Source organism: Paenibacillus sp. SZ31, from assembly GCF_012912005.1.
Taxonomy (GTDB): domain Bacteria; phylum Bacillota; class Bacilli; order Paenibacillales; family Paenibacillaceae; genus Paenibacillus.
Genome location: NZ_JABBEA010000011.1, coordinates 163311 through 182941 on the forward strand (window position 1 = coordinate 163311; position 19631 = coordinate 182941).

General features: G+C 47.4%; 9 protein-coding genes and 1 riboswitch. All 9 genes read left to right on the top strand.

From position 1 onward, the window contains the following. Nucleotides 1-4 precede the first annotated feature (4 nt). The 9 genes from HF638_RS20210 (at nt 5) to treR (ending at nt 19500) form a co-directional block, all read left to right on the top strand. On the top strand, nt 5-2545 hold the full coding sequence (locus tag HF638_RS20210; RefSeq protein WP_169481768.1) for a diguanylate cyclase domain-containing protein: 2541 nt from the start codon (nt 5-7) through the stop codon (nt 2543-2545). Nucleotides 2546-2756: 211 nt separating this feature from the next. Continuing rightward, complete coding sequence (locus tag HF638_RS20215) at nt 2757-4304, top strand: TerB N-terminal domain-containing protein (RefSeq protein ID WP_169481769.1); 1548 nt, start codon at nt 2757-2759, stop codon at nt 4302-4304. 6 nt (nt 4305-4310) lie between these two features. Continuing rightward, on the top strand, nt 4311-5654 hold the full coding sequence (locus tag HF638_RS20220) for a BREX system ATP-binding domain-containing protein (protein ID WP_169481770.1): 1344 nt from the start codon (nt 4311-4313) through the stop codon (nt 5652-5654). Further along, entirely contained in the window at nt 5651-7864 is a 2214-nt protein-coding gene (locus HF638_RS20225) for a DEAD/DEAH box helicase (protein WP_169481771.1), read from the top strand. The genes HF638_RS20220 and HF638_RS20225 overlap by 4 nt, the downstream gene beginning before the upstream one ends. A 97-nt stretch (nt 7865-7961) precedes the next feature. After that, a riboswitch (purine riboswitch) is annotated at nt 7962-8072 on the top strand. A gap of 108 nt (nt 8073-8180) precedes the next feature. Further along, a complete protein-coding gene (locus tag HF638_RS20230) occupies nt 8181-9134 on the top strand; it encodes an EamA family transporter (protein WP_169481772.1) in 954 nt (317 codons plus the stop codon). A gap of 432 nt (nt 9135-9566) precedes the next feature. Continuing rightward, entirely contained in the window at nt 9567-9992 is a 426-nt protein-coding gene (locus HF638_RS20235; RefSeq protein ID WP_169481773.1) for a cupredoxin domain-containing protein, read from the top strand. A 96-nt stretch (nt 9993-10088) separates the two neighbouring features. Then, a complete protein-coding gene (locus HF638_RS20240) occupies nt 10089-11111 on the top strand; it encodes an SDR family oxidoreductase (RefSeq protein WP_169481774.1) in 1023 nt (340 codons plus the stop codon). Between the two features lie 156 nt (nt 11112-11267). Then, nucleotides 11268-18722 carry a fibronectin type III domain-containing protein gene (locus HF638_RS20245; protein WP_169481775.1) on the top strand — a complete coding sequence of 2485 codons (7455 nt, stop codon included), beginning with the start codon at nt 11268-11270 and terminating at the stop codon, nt 18720-18722. Between the two features lie 67 nt (nt 18723-18789). Beyond that, nucleotides 18790-19500 (top strand): trehalose operon repressor, encoded by a 711-nt coding sequence (gene treR, locus HF638_RS20250; RefSeq protein WP_169481776.1) that lies wholly within the window; start codon nt 18790-18792, stop codon nt 19498-19500. Nucleotides 19501-19631 lie beyond the last annotated feature (131 nt).

Genomic DNA, 19631 nt, shown 5'->3' on the forward strand with positions numbered 1-19631 from the left:
GGCTATGGCCGAACCAAAGTCCAAGAAAGAACAAAATTTATTGAACCGCACATTGCTTCATCAGGGAACATACACGAATGATCCGATAGACCTGAATAACTGTGATAAAGAACCGATTCATATCCCCGGCTTTATTCAACCTCATGGTGTGCTTTTGGCCATCAATACCAGTCATACGCCAACCATTGTTCAGTGTAGCCAAAATACGGAGGACCATCTGAGTATTGCCTATGAGGACGTTTTGGGCATGCCTTTGGAAAATCTGATCGGCGAGCATGATGTACGCAAACTGTTGGGTAGCAGCTTCAATGCAGCTGTAACCTCTGATTTGCATTACATGGATCTGACCATTAGGGTATCCGGTGAAGACCGGATCTTTTCTTCTGTTCTTCATGAAAGTGAAGGCCTGCTTATTCTGGAGATCGAACCTTTCTATGAAAAAGAAAACATGGAAACCACCGACTTTGAATGGATATCCCGATTTTTCGGTCGGATCAAAAGTACAGACAGTCGCGTGGAAGCAAGTCAGATTGCGGCTGAACAGGTGAAGGAAATGCTCGGTTATGACCGAGTCATGATCTATGAGTTTGACGAGCAATGGAACGGTAAAGTTATTGCTGAAGCACGTGAACAAGAACTCGAACCATTCCTTGGACACCACTATCCGGCTTCGGATATTCCAAAACAGGCTCGGGAATTGTATCTTCGCAATTGGCTGCGAACCATTGTGAATGTCGATTATACACCCGTCGAGATTGTGCCTATGCTCCAACCGCTCACAGGCAAACCGCTAAATTTGAGTCTTTCGGTCCTGCGCAGCGTATCTCCTCTTCATATCGAATATTTGCATAATATGGGTGTAGGTGCGACCGTTACGATCTCTCTTATTCATAACAATCAACTGTGGGGACTCATCACATGCCATCATTATTCGGCCAGATATGTACCCCATCGCGTACGGAATCTGTGCAATTTTCTGGGTGCGTTCTTCTCGAATGAATTGTTCCAGCGTCAGCAACTCGATGATTATCAAGCAGAGATCCAATCACGTGAAGCCGCTTCACGAATTGCCAATATATTTATCGGTAACACAAGTCCTGCCCGAGTACTTGAGGAATTACAGGGAGAAGAAGAGACGGTGTTAAATCTGATGGGTGCTGCAGGAGCAGCAATCTGTTACCAGGACAAGTTGTTGTTGTATGGTGAAACGCCAAACAGCGGACAGATTCGTGAACTGGCAGGTTGGCTTGCAGGAAAGTCCGAGGATTATAGTTATCATACGTCGAAGCTGAGTTTAGAGTATGAGACGTCCAAAGCTTATCAAGATAAGGCATCCGGGGTTATTTATGTTGCCATTTCGCCTGGACAGCATAACTACATGCTCTGGTTCCGACCTGAAGTCGTACAGGTTGTTGATTGGGCAGGTGACCCCGCGAAGGCAGTGCTCAAGACGGATGATGGCATGCGGTTATCTCCGCGTAAATCATTCGAGAAATGGCGTGAGGTTGTAAAATCAACTTCGTATCCATGGACATCCAAAGAGCTGAGCGTGTTACCTTTACTCAAAACCATTGTACGTCGGCAGACAGAGAACCAGTTGGTTCAGGCCGAAGAACAAGCGCTGCAGAATGCTCGTATTTTGCGACAAAATGAACAGCGTTACTTGCAGTTAATGGATTACTCGCCCGTGGCATTCTTTACTTTGACTGACGGTCAGATTATCTACTGTAATACGAAGGCTGCTGAGCTGCTCGGGTTCGAGAGTGCCAAAAGCCTGACGGGCAAGGACTTCAGAGAGTTTGTACCGGATAAAACGAGAGTCACGTTGCAACAGAATTTTGAGGAATTAAAGCACAATAACACAAGTTTGATCACCAGCCAGTCGTATTTTACCACAGCGGCAGGTACCTCATTGTTGCTTGAAATTACACTTGCTTCTGTTACGCATGCGGGCAAGCCATCTGTGATGGTCCTACTGCACAGTGGAACGTCCCACCATGAACAGGACAATTACACCGAAACGACGAGCCAGCTGCAGAGTTATCTGACGACAGATCCGTTAACGGATATGCCGATCCAGACAGTGTTCAAGTCACAGCTTCAGGCTGACTGGGATGACTGTTTACAGGAAAAATGCAGTCTGGGACTGCTCATTATAGATATTGATGATTTCCGTTCGTATAATGCAGCTTACGGCCTTCAAGGAGGCGACCTGTGTCTGCAATGGATCGGTGAGGTGCTTACCGTGGTTAGCGAACAGCATGAAGCGCAGATCTCTCGTCTTCGCGGAGGTACATTTATGCTGAAATTGAAGAGCACAACGTCACAATATTCAGCCAAACTTGCGGAAGAGATCAGACAACATGTGCTGGCTCTACAGATTCAAAGGGAATCATCCGGTCCGAGTGGAGTCGTCACTGTTAGTGTCGGTGGTGCAGTACTGGTACCAGATGAGAATTCCAATGCATCCGAACTGATCGAAAAAGCGAGTCGAGCATTGGCTCAAGCGAAAAGTGAAGGGAAGAATCGGGCGATCGTTGTCTAATTTTAGGGTATGTACCCTTACTGCTGAAAGGAATACACCTGTATTATCAAAGTCTTATAGAGATGAACCAAAAAGAGGGCAGAAATGCTCTCTTTTTTTGTGCCCAGGAATGTCTTAATTTCGTCACCGCAGACACAGGACAAGTGTTATAATGTTCCCTATGGATACACTTGTTCGTATTCTGTCTTGGAGGAGGGTGAGACAACGTTCTATGAAAGACAATTCAAGACAACTGGAATTTATGGAGATAGATCTGAGTGAAGAACCTGAAACAGCAGCTGTTCCGGTTCCTGATCGTTCAACAATTGTGCAGTCTGCACATGATACGATGCAGCATCGTGGAGGCATATTGTCCTCGGAGAAACGTTTTGTAGAAGAAGCAAAGCAGTGGGCAGAGATGGAGGGGGGTGTTTGCCCGTGGGTTCCCTTTATGAGTTACTGGCCAACGTATGGCGTGATGAACGAAGTCCAGCGCAAGTGGTATATGTTTTGGAGGAAGGAAGTACGTCAGGGGAGATACCCGGATACCGATCTGTCCTATCTATTTGTTCATATTTACGAGCTAATTAACGGCATTGGCTGGCAGAATCCTCAGGATGGTTATGATCAATTGAAGCAGCTATGGGTGAACTACCGTGAACGGCTGCCCCAATTAAATATATATATGCAAGAGTGGATGGTCGATTATGTGCTGGTCCATCAGATGGAGGTGTCCTTATCCGAGGTCATGGGCCTTTCGGACGGATACCTGCCAGCAGAGATGCTGGATATGGAGCTGCAACGTATTTTACAGGATAAGGCATCGCATATCTCGCTGAATATGCTGCAAAGATACTATGATTACGATATTACACTCAGTAAGTTCTACAGAGATGGCGGCAAAGAAGTGATGGAGCAGTACATCCCACGGGTCATGGCCTTGGTTGATTCGTATCTGGAACGTACGCGACAAGTTGGATTGTTGCCTGAGTGGGATCCCAACGATGAACGTACGGTGGAGCGGATCCTGTTCCGCAAAGCAGTCTATGATGATTCGATCTATGGAAGATCGGTATCGTTCAGATATATGCCCATAGGTGAGCAGGCTCATTTTGTGCAGATGGTTACGCGGATCTATCGATGTACTGAAAATAAACTTCGTGAACGGCTCGGATTCAGAGGCCGATTGCGAGGACAGACTCTTGAACCCGAACTTGCAAATCTGATTGAACGTTACCTGGACAAAGCATATGCGACCGAGCAGGCTGAGGCTATGGAGCAACCGGTGATTCGTATTGATACGGAGAAATTGGCATCGTTACAGCAGGAAAGTGAGTACGTACGATTGGCACTTACGATTGAGGATGATTCCACTTTTGAAGATAAGGACGTAAACAGCACAACGATCGAAATAAATCTGGCAAGTGTACCAGAGGAATCTAAAGAGCCAGTTCCATTCGTTGATGATACAGCACCGTCTGAAGCATCAGGAAAATCAGTTTTGTTGCAGTGGGACGAGTCTGCTGAGGCTGATCTGGATGAAGAATGGCTGCTCTTTGCCAAGGAACTCTCCCCTCAGCAGGTGCAAACGATTCATGTTCTACTTGGTGCAAGTCCAGATACGGAGCTGATGCGTCTGGCTGAGCAATATGGAACGATGCCTACGCTTCTGCTGGATGAAATTAATGATGTGGCTATGGAAACGATCGGTGATCTTCTGATTGATGGTGATCGGATTGTTCCTGATTATATAGATGTGTTCGAACATGTGAAGAGGTGATACGCAGTGACAGAACTTAAAATACCAAAGCGGCTGACCACCGCACTTGTAAATTCATTGACAGCTGGTGTTGTCCCGCGAATTGGACTGGAGCAGATTGCTGTCGGCCGGAAACCGGAAGTGGAAGCCATCTTGCGGGATATGGACAATATTGCCGAGGGCGGTGCAGCATTTAAACTCATTACGGGCCGTTACGGCAGTGGTAAAAGCTTTCTTTTGCAGATGATTCGTAACTATGCCATGGATCGTGATTTCGTTGTGGCAGATGCGGATCTGTCACCGGAGCGACGATTGGTGGGTACCAAAGGTCAGGGACTTGCCACATACCGCGAACTGATGACTCGTCTGTCTACACGCACACGCCCGGATGGGGGAGCGTTGGAACCGATTTTGCAAAAATGGATCGCAGGGCTACAACAATCCACGATGCAGACTCAGAACCTGCGCCCGGATGATCCCGCTCTGCCGCTGGAAGTAGAGAAACAGATCTATGCGGTGACGGGTGAGATGCAGAATCTGGTTCACGGATTTGATTTTGCCAAGGTGCTGGCATCTTATTGGAATGGGTACAAGCTGGCTGATGATGATCGCAAACAGGCGGCGCTTCGCTGGCTTCGAGGAGAATTTGCAACCAAAACGGAAGCGAAAAAAGAACTGGCTGTTGGGGTCATTATCGACGATGACAACTGGTATGACTACTTCAAATTATGGTCTGAATTCACAGCGCGCATTGGGTACAAAGGATTGCTGTTGTTCATTGATGAAGCGGTGAATCTGTACAAAATTACAAACAGCGTCTCCCGTCAAAGCAACTATGAGAAATTGCTGACCATGTTCAATGATACGATGCAGGGCAAGGTAGAGCACCTGGGCATATTTGTGGGCGGTACGCCGCAATTTGTGGAGGATGAACGACGCGGACTATACAGCTATGAAGCGCTTCGCTCCAGGCTTATTGATGGTCGTTATGCAACCAAAGCGTACGCGAATTATACAGGTCCGATCCTGAAACTGGCGATGTTATCGCATGAAGAGATTCTGATTCTGCTCCAGAAGCTGCGACAGATTCATGCCCTGCATTTTGGATACAGTGCAAGTCTGACGGATGAACAATTGGTTGATTTTATGCAAACGGCGGTGAACCGACTGGGGGCGGATGAATTGCTGACCACGCGTGAAGTGGTACGAGATTTTATGGATGTACTGCATACGTTACACCAGAATCCTGAAGTGACTTATACTCAATTACTTGGCGAGCGGGTTGTGAAACCTCAGGAAACGGGTAAAGGGGCAGGTGCTTCAGCAAATACGGATGATCTGGACGACTTTCTGGCGGAGTTTGAATTATGAGTGATAATCCGTTCTATCGGCTGGCGCCGTTTGTTCAGGAATTTATTTATAAAAAAAGATGGGAATCGCTTCGGCCTGCCCAGATTGAAGCCTGCAATATTTGCTTTCATACCCCGCATCATATGCTGATTGCGGCAGGAACGGCCTCCGGCAAGACGGAGGCGGCTTTTTTTCCTGCATTGACCGAGCTGCATGAACGGCCTTCCAAATCGGTTGGTATTTTGTATATTGGACCTCTGAAAGCCCTGATTAATGACCAATTTGAACGTCTTAAGGATCTGCTATCCGAAGGAAATATTCCGGTTTGGCATTGGCACGGGGACGTACCTCAGGCAGAGAAAACAAAACTGATGAAGAACCCCTCCGGTGTGCTTCAGATAACGCCAGAATCGCTGGAAGGTCTGCTCATGAATCGACCGAATGCGATCCCGGCGCTGTTTCATGACCTGCGGTATGTCATCATCGATGAGGTACATGCCTTTATGGGAGCAGATCGGGGCATTCAGGTGCTCAGCGAACTTGCGAGAATCGAGCGTATGGCTGGCTGTACACCGCGAAGAGTGGGCTTGTCCGCTACACTTAGTGACTATGATGCGGCTACATCTTGGCTGGCTGCGGGAACGAAGCAAGGTGTCGATGTAGTCTCTTCCCCAGGTGGTCGCAAGCTGCGATTGCGGGTGGAACATTTCTCTTTTCCAGATGCACAGGACGAGGAGCAGGCGGAGCAGCTTCATAACGCACGTAAAGCGTACTATGACTTCATCTATGAGAGCACACATCGTAAAAAAGCACTGATCTTCACCAACAGCCGTACAGATGCTGAAGTCACCATTCTTGAGATGCGACGGGTCGCGGCTCGCAGGCAAGAGCGTGATGTGTTCCATGTGCATCATGGAAGTATCTCGGCCATGCTGAGGGAAGAGACGGAAGCAGCCCTGCGGACCGGATCGGGGCCAGCTGTTGCTGCGGCAACCGTCACGCTTGAACTGGGGATTGATCTGGGCGAGCTGGAACGTGTGGTTCAGCTCGGTGCACCGTATAGTGCGTCTAGCTTTGTACAGCGTCTGGGACGTTCGGGGAGACGAGAGGACATGGCATCGGAGATGCTTTTTGTATGTCCAGAGGAAGAAGATGAAGAGGCACAATTGCCAGCACGTATGCCGTGGACGTTGATGCGTGCGATTGCTGTTATTGAACTCTATGTAAAAACGAAATGGGTCGAACCGCTTGAAGCTCGCAAAATGCCCATAGGTGTACTCTATCATCAGACGATGAGCATGCTGAAAAGCATGGGAGAGGCGGAGCCGAGGGACCTTGAGGAAGCTATCCTTTCGCTGGCCCCATTTGCGTTGATTAGACCTGATCAATATCAGGTATTCCTGAATTACCTCATCGATACAGATCATCTGCAATGGACAGAGGATCGAACGTTGATCATCGGTCTGACCGGTGAGAAAATCGTGAATAATTATCGCTTCTACGCAGTCTTCAAGGATGATGAAGAGCATAAAGTACTGAACGGATCTGAAGAGATTGGTTCGATTACAACTGTGCCCCCACCTGGCTATTGCTTCTCGCTCGCAGGCAAACTGTGGAAAGTGGAAGAGGTCGATCACAAGCACAAGGCTGTGTATGTGAAGTCTGCAAAAGGTAAGGTAGATACGTTATGGCTTGGCGCGGGAGGAGATATTCATACGTCGGTAGTACAGAAAATGCGTGAAGTGTTATCCGACTCGACCATCTATCCCTACCTGTCACCGCAAGCCGTCAATCGACTGGAACGGGCACGCCGACTCGCTCGTGAAAGCGGTCTGCTGAAGCAGGTCGTCATTCCGGCAGGGGGAGATTCGATGTATGTTCTTCCTTGGGTGGGAAGTAAATCGTTCCGTACATTGGAACGACTGATGAAGCATAACCTGTCCAAGAAACTTGCCTTGCGTTCGGTTGTGCCTATGGAGCCCTATTATTTTGCGGTGTCGGGCAAGGTCGATGAACGAACATTGTTAGCCGAGATTATGAGTGAGTGTCGGACGGCTGAAGACGCATCTGCGTTACTTGCTGAAGACGAAGCACCTTATCTGGGCAAGTATGATGAATTCGTCGCGCCTCCTTTGATCCGTGAGGCTTTTGCCGTGGATGGGCTGGATTTGGATGGATTGAAGGCAGGTTTACAGCAAACATTGGAGTGGGACTCTTCAGGCTCCAAGTGAACATGACGTTTTTGCGTAATAATATTTTTATACGGAATAGGGTTGACACCATCTCACCTCCCATGTAATATATGAAAAGTCGTCACACACGAATTACATCAAATTGCATATATCATTTCGTATAACCTCGCAGGCCGAAAGTGTACACAGGGCGAGGGTCTCTACGGGAAGCCTATACTTCCTAACTACGATGCCAAGGAATCGATGTATTCCTTGCTCGTAGTTAGGATTTTTTGCATTTGCATGGTGTCTGTGACCTTGGCATGAACCAAACATGCGGACGTACTTTTTTGATCATCAGGAGGTTTATTCACAAATGAAATATTATCTGTCCGTTCTCGCAGGAGCGATGAGCTATGGCATATTATCCACGATTGTGGTTCTGGCGTACGGCGAAGGGTACAAACTTGGAGAAGTTGTGGGAACACAGCTGATTACGGGTTTTCTCCTATCCTGGATGCTGGCGCTTTACACACGGTTTAGAACCAAACGCAAGTCACAGGCAAACGGCAAATCATCAGGAGCCGTGGCACAGGTATTCAAACGGTTGACGTGGAAACAACGTCTGTTATTGATGGCTGCCGGAACACCAACAGTAATCACAGGTCTCGTGTATTATCAGTCTTTACGTTATATCCCGGCTTCACTTGCCATAATCCTGTTGTTCCAGTTCACATGGATTAGCGTATTGATTCAGGCGATTAGCAAACGTCAACGTCCAGATAAAGTCACGTTCCTGACGTTGATCATTCTGTTCGGCGGAACTTTGCTGGCAGCCGGTTTCCTGGAACAGGGACTGGGTGAGTTCAACGGTCTAGGTATTGCTCTTGGACTAATGGCAGCCGTTAGTTATTCCCTGTTTGTATTGTTCAGCGGCAAAGCAGTTCCTTCGGCACATCCGGCCTTCCGCAGTGCGTGGATGGTTACAGGCGGATTGATCCTGCTGTGCATTTTGTTCCCACCGACATTCCTCTTTAACGGATTGATCTGGAGCCAGTTGCTTGTATTTGGATTGCTGCTTGGATTCTTCGGGGCTTTCATTCCGCCAGTATTGTTCGCTATCGGCGTTCCACATATTGGTGGTGACATGGCCGGAATCCTGGGTGCAGTGGAGCTTCCAATTGCAGTACTGCTATCCTCTATCGTGCTCCATGAGCATGTCAGCGGATTGCAATGGTTCGGGGTTATCATTGTGCTCATTGGTGTAGCCCTGCCAGAGTTGTACAAATTACGCATGAGACGAAGTCGAAGTACCCCGATCTATTCCTGAGTTATACGAAAAGGGATATGGCGAAACATGAACGGGAATAACCGTAGTAAAGCCTGAGAAATCAGGCTTTTTTTATTTAAATTTTCTATATAAATTGAACTAAACATTTACACGAAACGGAGAGGACAGAAATAACCTGAAGAAGCGAAGCTAAAAGCTTTCTGAAAGAAAGCTGCATCGGAAGCATATACTGTGCCTTTATTCTCGGATTTTACCCTTTGAAAAGGAAATCAAAAAATCTGGGGATAACAGCGATCGAAAGGTTGTTCTGTCATCGGAGTGTCCAGTGTAAATATTCTTTAGTTCCACTTATATAGCTCACCACAATAGCCCAGAGGGGTCATTTTCATTGTCATGCGAATCAGGTATGCTTAAAGAATACATCCGTCTGTGAATTGAATATTGATGGGACATCGAATGAGGAGTGTTTATATGAAAAGCTGGTTTGGAAAAACATGGCCTTGGTTGACGCTGGGTCTGACCGTTGTTGTACTGCTTGGATCATTTTTGGTTTATTTTATGGGCAAAGACCTATCCCCGGGATCGGGAAGTGCGGTAACTGCACAAGCTGAGACTCCGGAGGATTTGAAGGGATATGAAGTCATTGATGTGGACGTGAGCAACGATGGTTTTGGACCAGACGTTATCGAGGTGAAAGCTGGTGTACCGACCAAAATCAACTTTATTCTGACCCGGTCCGTGACACATGTCAAATCGGTGGGATCACAAAAGCTTGGCATGGATCTATACATGCAAAAGGGGCCTAATTATTATACGGTCGACAAAGATCTGCCGAAGGGCGAATACGAGATTCACTGCGGTATGTACATGATATACGCAACGATTAAGGTCGTATAAGCAGAAGGAGCAAAGTTTCGGGTCACCGAGCTTTGCTCCTTTTTTTGGTGCGTGATATCATGGAAAAGTGGGTAAAATCGATCAGGAGGTGGCGAAATGAAAGCGCTATTTATTGGAGGGACAGGCACCATCAGTACGGCCATTACGGAGATGCTTGCACAGCAAGGCTGTGAGCTTTATTTGATTAATCGCGGTAATCGGAACGATGAGTTGCCGGCAGAAGTCAACGTACTTCAAGCCGATATTAATGACGAGGCACGTGTAGCGGAACTGATTGCTGATCTGGAATTCGATGTTGTGGCAGACTTTATCGCCTTTGTACCGTCTCAATTGGAGAGAGATTACCGTTTGTTTAAGGATAAAACGAAGCAGTTTATTTTTATAAGTTCAGCATCGGCGTATCAGACTCCTTTGGCTGATTACCGGATCACGGAAGGGACGCCATTATCGAATCCATATTGGGAGTATTCTCGCAACAAGATTGCGTGTGAAGACTATCTGATGAAACAATACCGCGAGCAAGGCTTTCCGGTGACTATTGTGCGTCCGAGCCATACGTATGGGAACCAATCCGTACCTCTCGGAGTTCATGGTGCTCAAGGCAGTTGGCAGGTTCTCAAGCGCATAAGTGAAGGAAAACCCGTTATCATTCATGGAGATGGCACATCACTGTGGACCATTACGCACAATACTGATTTTGCCAAAGGGTTTATCGGGCTTATGGGAAATATCCATGCCATTGGTGAATCAGTACATATCACCTCAGATGAATCCGTCACGTGGAATCAGATTCATGAGATTATAGCCAGCGTGCTGGGCGTTAAGCTTCATGCGGTACATGTACCCTCCGAGTTCTTGGCAGCATGCAGTGACCAGGATTTGCGCGGCGGGTTGCTAGGTGACAAAGCCAATACCGTTGTATTCGATAACAGTAAGCTGAAACGGCTTGTTCCGGAATTTGTAGCGACTACAAGAGCTGATCAGGGCATTCGAAGTACGATTGAGCACATTCTGGAGCATCCTGAATTACAGACCGAAGATCCGGAATTTGATGTGTGGTGTGACAAGGTCGTTGGCGCGTTGGACGAGGCGTTATTGAAGATCAGAGATGAGAAATGAGAAGTAAGACGTTCATGATCAACTGTTTACATTCATGAGCTGAATCGTTATAATCAAGAAAAAATGACACTTGTTAGGGGAGGCACCCCAACTTAGGACATCGTTCCTTTGTTGGGGTGCCTCCCTTTTTTGGTGTGCCAAAAAGGAGAGCAGACGTTGAAGAAATCAGGAAAACGAGTGAAGAAACAAGCGGAACAGTTAACCAAAGTGGTGCTGGCATTTGCATTATTGTCGCCTCAAGCCCTGTTACTTGAATGGGGTGTAGCCACGGTAATGGCTGAAACGGTTGAAACGATTGGGGTTGTAGCCGATACATCCAGCATGAAGGCTGTACAGTCCTCCAAAGTGAAAGTGGAGATGAACAGTGACGGTAAATACAGAATTGTATTACTACCGAACACGAATGTATTTTACGGTGGCGATACAGGGAATGTATCTACGATTATCGACCACAATGGATCACCCGTGAACTTCAAAACATTACCGCTTAATTATTACCGAATTAACAATAATGTGATTGAAATGTCCCGGCAAAAGGACAATGTCGAATATATTTTGCGAGTATCCATCGTCAACGCCACATCACAGGGCGGTTACATGAAAGTGGAACTGGAAGCCATCAATCGCAGCGGGTCGGCACTGAATTTGGGTGGAACATTTTATTGGGACACGATGGTGAATGGCAATGATGCTTCTCCGTTTGAAGTCATTGAGAATGGATGGCGCAATTATAGTGGTGGTGTTCAGGTCACGGCTTTTTATGCGAATACGTACAATGTTGTGAATGCAGATCGCATATATATGGGCCAGTACAGCAGTCCGGACAGCGCGCAACTTACAGGGGGTTCTTCACCTTCGACATTCAGTCCAGGCCAGACCGTAACGGCGAGTGATACAGCTGCTCAATTCTGGTGGAATGCCAAGGCAACAGCGAATCAGGCTTCGCGCAAATTTTCGACCATTGTGGGGATTGGCCCCAAAAATGTTCCGCCTTCATTTTCACTAACAGCACCCTCTTCGGGTCAAACCTATTACAAGGGCGAGCAACTTCAGATCTCCGGTACAACGCGAGATACGGATGTAGGTGACCTGTTGACCGTGAAATGGTCCATTGATGGTGGGTCAGAGAACATTCTGACACAGATGACTGCGACAGGTTCGAATCAGTCGTTCAACACCAATTACACCTTGCCTGACACCCTGCCAGATGGTACACACACGTTGCAAGTATGGGTCATGGATGACAAAGGTGGGGTGTCCTCAGCAGGAACCGTTAACTTTACGGTACGAAGTTTTGTTGTGCCGGGAACGCCGACATATACATTGGTTAACCCTAATAACTTGACAGTGAACTGGGATAAGAAAGCCAATGATGCATCCGTTACGTATGAACTGAAGAATATGACGACGAATCAGATCGTGGATACAGGGATATCAAACAGTAGGCAGGTGACTGGGCTCACTCCGAATACCAATTATTCTTTTGCTGTACGTGCCAAAAATTCAAGTGCTTCCTTCACCGGATATTCCAGTCCATCCACCAAATATACATTGGCCAATCCACCCGCTGCGGCGGCTGTGACACAATCAGGCAACTCCGTTACAGCGAGTTGGAATAATAATAGCAACCCTGCAGGCACCCAATACAAAACGGAAATACGCAGTTCAGGCGGGCAGGTCCTTGCATCAGGAACAACAACCTCCACACGTACAGAGTTTGCCCTGACTGGACTCGCGGACGGAAAATATGAAGTATTTGTAGCGGCAATGAATGGTGAAGGGATACAGACCCCATTTATATCCGCTGGAGAGATGATTAAAGATACGACGGGTCCGACTGCTCCTTCCGTTACAGTCACTCCATCCACATGGACAAAGGAAGATGTTCTCGTCACGGTTGAAGAAGGAAAGGATGCTTTGAGCGGAACTCAGAAGACTGAAGTTAAAGTCGGTCCGGCAGGAGAATGGCGTGAATACAGCGCTCCGTTTACCGTAAACAGTGAAGGCAACACAACTGTTATGGCACGCAGTATTGATGCGTTCGGTAATACGGGACAGGAAACAGCTGTGACAGCCAGGGTAGATCGGACGGCACCAACGCCACCTGTCATCTCGCTAAATCCGACAGAATGGACAAAAGCTGCGGTAATCGTGACATTGACAGAGGGTACGGACGAAGCGAGTGGCATTGGTCTGACACAGTATAAGCTTGGAAGCGAGGGAGAATGGATCGACTACAGGACCCCTTTTACACTGAACAAAGAAGGGATAATCGAGATTTATGCACGAAGTGTTGATCGGGCGGCCAATGTCAGTGCTTCCACCTCGGCAACAGCCAGAATCGACAAGACTGGGCCTGAGCAACCAACGATTACGTTAAGTGTAGAACATTGGACGAATCAGGATGTAACTTTTGCAATAAGCAGTGGTGAAGATATAGGCAGCGGGCTTGCCAAGAGCCAATATCGACTTAACAAAGAAGGTCCCTGGATCGATTACACGGGCGAAGTGACGGTTACCGATGAGGGAGAAACGATCGTATATGCACGCTCACTTGACCGTGTAGGCAATGTAAGCATACCCGCACAGGCTACGGTTCGAATCGATACGACTGCTCCAACCGAGCCGGTAATTCGTTTGAGTTCTTCAGGATGGAGTAAAGAACATGTGCAATTCACGATCGCTGGTAGTGTGGATGAACGAGCGATATCCTATGAATATAGCATGAATGATGCCCCGTATATGACAGGAAATACAGGTACAGTTAGTACAAACGGCGCTACCACCATTCGGGCGCGAGCAAAAGATGCCGTTGGTAATGTGAGCAAGGAAGTTAGTCGAATCGCCTATGTGGATCAGATCGCTCCCACGATTACATTGGCACCGAACGGACATGCCTGGACGGACACGGACATATCCACTACCATTCAGTATGCTGACGCTCACTCAGGCATTCAGGAGCTGGAACGATTCTATCAGGTTACGAACAGTGCAGAATCACCGGATCACTGGCTTGAAGCCCGTTCTGACGAGCATAAATTATCCATTGAATCGGAAGGTATCTGGTACATCCATGCCAAAACCATGGACAGAGCTGGTAATACATATGAGACAACATCCTCAACTTATCAGATTCAACGTAAGCCCGAGCAACCGAGTGGTGTGAGAATGACGCAGATCGGAGAGACATCAGCTGAACTTACAGTGGACTTGCCGACCGGTGAAAGGTATACGGATGGATATCAGTATGAGATAACGAATAAAACGACAGGACAGACATGGACACTGGATTATCCTAACCACAGTATAATTGATCACTCCTTAAGTGGTGGTCAGGTCTATGAATATGAAGTTAGAGTGAGAAACCATACCGGAGTAAGTGATGCAGCCACCGCTAATGTATTGACCACCCCGGCAGCTCCAGGAACGTTGCACGTTCGAAAAGTAGATTCCCAGCCCACTTTGGCCGAAATTCAATTTGATTCAGTACGAGGAGCAGATGCTTACCGCATCATCGCGACTACTTCGGACGGTGCCACTGTATTTGATCAGACGGTATCTGATCCTGGTAGCCTTCCCTATGTCAGCAACCTCGTTCCAGGAACCATTCATAGCATTTCGGTAACGGCAATGAATGAAAGCGGAGCAGGCGGTAGCAGTAGAACTGGATTTCTCACATTGCCGGCAGTGCCCGGTGAGTTTATGGCGGTTCAGATTCGGGAGCATGATATTTCATTAACGTGGGAGACCGTGACCTCTGCAACGTATTATGATCTTTCACGCGATGGAACAGCTATATATGAAGGAGAGCAGACGGAGTATCTGGACTCGGGTCTGGATAGCGGAACGGAGTACAGCTATGCGTTAATTGCCGGAAATGAGACAGGACCAGGGCCGTTGGCAGGATTACCTTTGCTCAAGACGTTACCTGGGCAGGTGTCCGGCTTACAGGTATCAGATGCTTCAACAGCGAGCCTTCGTCTGAATTGGGAAGCAGTACGAGGAGCTGATCGTTATGAGTTATGGTTGAATGGAGAGAAGTCGGGAACGGTTCCTGCCGGAACCCTAGAATGGGTCTTTGCGGGACTGAGTTCAGGAACATCATATCAACTGGATGTTCAAGCGGTGAACGGAAGTGGGCAAGGTGTGCGAAGTTCAGTATCAGGAACAACACGACCGGAGAGCCCGTCGGGACTTCACGTTGTTCAAGTAACTGAACAGGGAGGGATCTTGAGCTGGGAGCCTGTCGTTGGGGCAACAAAATATCGGGTGGTCATCGATGGGCAGAGTCGTGAGATATCAGATACACAACTTGCAGTCAACCATCTGACAAGCAGTCGTGAATATACCTATGAAGTACATGCAGGCAATGCTGCTGGGTACGGTGCATCAAACAGTAGTACAATTCTTACGCTACCCAGCAGGCCGGAAGGACTGAATGTCACATCGACTGGTGAAACGAGTATGGGACTTGCATGGCAAGCTGTAGATACGGCAAATCTCTATATTGTGAAAATCAATGGAACAGAAGTGGGCAGAACATCAGAGCTTACCTACACGGCTGAGGAATTGTTGCCAGGTACAGAGTACGCTTTGGAAGTTCAGGCTGTGAATGCTTCTGGATCAGGTGAAACAGCTCAGCTCATTCGATTGTCCAAACCTGTGTCGCCTGCCGAAGTATTTGCTGATCCAGGAGTACATCGTGCAAAAGTTTCCTGGCCTGTCGTTGAAGGTGCTGTTGAATACGTGATTGAGCAGGATGGCAAGGAGATCTATAGGGGAATGGAGAATGAAGCAACGATCACTGGTCTCCAGGATGGAACGTGGCATCACTATCAACTATGGGCTGTCAACAGACAGGGGACTCGTTCTGAAGCGACGGATGTATCTCTGCTGACTTTGCCTGAGAAACCCGATAAGGTAGCAATATATGATGTGGCAAAAAACAGCCTGGGTCTGGATTTCAGCAACACTGGTGTCCAAGGGGCAGATCATTACGTCATTGAACGGGATGGAAGAGAGATCGCTCAGATGGATTCAAGTGAAACCCAATTTGAAGACAAGGATCTGTCTCCAGGAACGAAATATACTTATGCGATTCGGGCAGTCAATGGGAGTGGAACGAGTGCGCCGCTTACTTTCAGTGTAATGACTCAAACGTTGCCACTGGTTGCAGATGATATCACGGTGAAAGTTGGAACACATACGTTGGATATGGCTTGGGATGCTGTAAAAGGAGCGGCTGCTTATGAAATTCACAATCAGGTAACGGGAGAGGTACAGAGCGTATCTGACCCGTCTGTACATCTCAAAAGTATGCTGGATGGCACAGTGTATGAATTCGAACTCGTTGCCATTAACGAAGATGGTCATCGGTCGGAGCCCATTCAAATTCAGGTTTTAACGAAACCCATCGCGCCTCAGACGGCAGGTATAGCCTACATCACAGATCAGTCGGCGGTAGTTGACCTGACGGGAAGCTCCACACGGGGAGCAGAGCAATTCATCATTATGAGGGATGGCGTGCAAGTCGCGAGGATTCCAGCAGATCAAGCTTCATTTGAAGATCATGGACTGACACCTGGAGAGCATTACACATATACCATCAAAACATCCAATGCAGCGGGGGAGAGTGATTCCGGTTTTGAAGTTCAATTGCGGACATTGCCTGCGACCATTATTGAACCTATACATCCAAGCATGATTGGGGAAAAGGAAGGATTAATCTCTTGGCCAAAGGTACAAGGTGCGGAGGGATATACGATACGTATCGGAGATCAGATCATCACCACGATTGAAGAAGGGGATATCACAGAGGTGAGATTAACCCATCTGGCGAGTGCGACCCGATATGATCAGGTGCAGGTTATTCCATACAATACGGCTGGTTCAGGCAGCCCAATGACTGTGACCGCTTTTTACACTCTACCTCATGTTGATTCACTGGAAATGAAGATATATCCGGAGACAGATCACGCTAAATTGGAATGGGACTTTCCTTATGTGAACGAAACATTCGTTGTAATGCTAGATGGTACTGAAGTATACCGCGGCAAACAAAGAGAGTTTATTTTAAATCAACTGGATGCAGGCAATCGGTATCAAATTGAAATCTACACGGAAAATGATCAGGGAGAAGCGTCGGAGAAGCTGGCGTATTCCGTTCTGACCAAACCAGTAGCTCCTGTCAAAGTAGAGTTTCATTCAGCGAAGGACCACATTCGTCTTTTATTGGAACAGAGCCGGGTCGAAGGTGCCGATCAGTTTATTATTGAGCGGGATGGTGTGGAGATTGCTCGTGTTCCGGCAGACGAACTGTTCTATGATGATGAGGGACTCGAACCAGGCGTGAACTACATTTATACGGTCAAGACCATAAATGTCTCGGGCAGTAGTGATGGTGGTTATTACCTTCATGCAATGACTTTGCCCGGTGGTGCTGCTTCATCTGCTGTAATAGAGGGGCGTTCGATGTCTGGTGCAGACATTGTATGGGAACTGGTTCCTGGTGCTGCGGGTTATCGAGTTTATCGAAATGAAGAGCTTGTAGGAACGACCACGGAGACATCCATACATGTGTCTGATTTGAACAGTGCAGAGCATTATCCTGACTTCATCATTATTCCATTTAACGAGGCAGGAGAGGGGGAGGCGCTTCAAGTACCGGAATTCGAGACGCTACCTTCCGAGGAACTGGCAGTAGCAGCCATAGCGCAAGGTACTAACACGATTAAGCTAACTTGGGAACTGGAATCGATGAATGAAGTGATTGTGATCACCCATAAAGATCGTGAGATCTACCGTGGCATGGAGCGTAGTTATATATGGACGGGGCTGAATGCCGAGCAGCAGTATGAGGTGGAAGTATGGACGGAGAATTCAGCAGGTGAAAAAAGTGAAAGCAAACGGGCAGCAGCTACGACTCTACCGTATCCACCATCTACCTGGGGCGGTGGCAGTATAGCCCCAAATCCAACAGGTACTTCGGTCAAAGCCGATGAGGTGAGTTCACAACCTGAACCCTCTGAGCAACCTGAGATAGCAACGACAAAAAATATCAATTTTATCGATATCGGTCAAACGTTCAATAAAGACCAGATCACCTGGCTCGCAGAACAAAATATCATTCAAGGTGTAAGCGAAACTCACTTCGAACCGCGCCGTCCAATCACACGTGCAGAGTTCACCGCACTGATCGTAAGATTGATGGGTGTGGACACATCAGCAAATGAGCAGCATGGATTTCAGGATGTTAACGACGATGATTGGTTCGCTCCTGAGATCAAGGCAGCAGTTCATCATGAGATGGTTCAAGGCATGGGGAATGGAAAATTCGCTCCGCATGCGCTGGTGACACGTGAACAGGCATCCAAGATTATAGCGAACGTTGTTCGTAAAATCAGACCGGAACGGCTGATTTCTCCAAAAGCATTTACCGACCAGACTGATGTATCCGATTGGGCCAAAGAAGAAGTAGAAGAGCTTGCAGGTTTGTACATGATTACAGGATATGAAGACGGCAGCTTCCGTCCCATGCAGCACTTGAGCCGATCCGAAGCTGCAGCGCTGATCTTCCGCTTAAATAAGCTGATGCAAGTCATTACCGCTTGATTGGTTTTTAATGCTATAATAGGTTGCCAATATGATAAAAAAGGGTAATGAACAATGGTGATGAATAATGAATAATAAATTTATCCGGATATATGAAGATATTGCAGATCGTATTCGGACTGGAGAGATTGAGGCAGGTACGCTACTTCAATCGGAACTTGATCTATCGGAAAGTTATCAAACGTCTCGAGAGACTATTCGCAAAGCGCTGAAAATGTTGTACGAAGAAGGTTATATTCAGAAGATTCAAGGCAAGGGCTCGATTGTACTGGACATACGCAAGATCGATTTTCCCATCTCAGGTTTGGTTAGCTTCAAGGAATTAGCCAAAAAAATGGGGCATCGGGCTCAAACGTATGTGAAGGTTTTCGAGGAGCAAAAAGTAGATCAGGTGCTGCACAAGAAAATCAACTTTGGTCTGAATGAACAGGTCTGGGAGATCAGACGTGTGCGCAAAGTGGATGGAGAGCACGTCATTCTGGACAAAGATTACATCAGCCAGCGGCTTGTTCCTGGGCTCAGCAAAGAAATCTGTAATGATTCCATCTATGAGTACATTGAACAGGAGTTAGGGCTTTCCATTTCGTTTGCCAAGAAAGAGATTTTGGTGGAAGAACCCACCGCTGAGGACAGGGAATTACTTGACCTTGAAGGTTTCCACAATGTAGTTGTGGTGAGGAGCCAAGTGTATCTGGAGGATGCCAGTCAATTTCAGTATACGGAGTCGAGACATCGACCGGACAAGTTCAGATTTGTAGATTTTGCACGTCGCAGATAAGTTAATCAAGATCAATCAGAGAGTACCTTTCACTGCATTATTTGGTGGATCGGTACTCTCTTTGGTTATGGGGAAATCCGAAGATCGTCCATCAAGAACCGCTTAATGTCAATGTTCTTCCTTCATGCTGG

Coding starts and splice junctions, on each gene's coding strand:
- HF638_RS20210 (WP_169481768.1), top strand. CDS start 5: ATGGCCGAACCAAAGTCCAAGAAAGAACAAAATTTATTGAACCGCACA.
- HF638_RS20215 (WP_169481769.1), top strand. CDS start 2,757: ATGAAAGACAATTCAAGACAACTGGAATTTATGGAGATAGATCTGAGT.
- HF638_RS20225 (WP_169481771.1), top strand. CDS start 5,651: ATGAGTGATAATCCGTTCTATCGGCTGGCGCCGTTTGTTCAGGAATTT.
- HF638_RS20230 (WP_169481772.1), top strand. CDS start 8,181: ATGAAATATTATCTGTCCGTTCTCGCAGGAGCGATGAGCTATGGCATA.
- HF638_RS20235 (WP_169481773.1), top strand. CDS start 9,567: ATGAAAAGCTGGTTTGGAAAAACATGGCCTTGGTTGACGCTGGGTCTG.
- HF638_RS20240 (WP_169481774.1), top strand. CDS start 10,089: ATGAAAGCGCTATTTATTGGAGGGACAGGCACCATCAGTACGGCCATT.
- treR (WP_169481776.1), top strand. CDS start 18,790: ATGAATAATAAATTTATCCGGATATATGAAGATATTGCAGATCGTATT.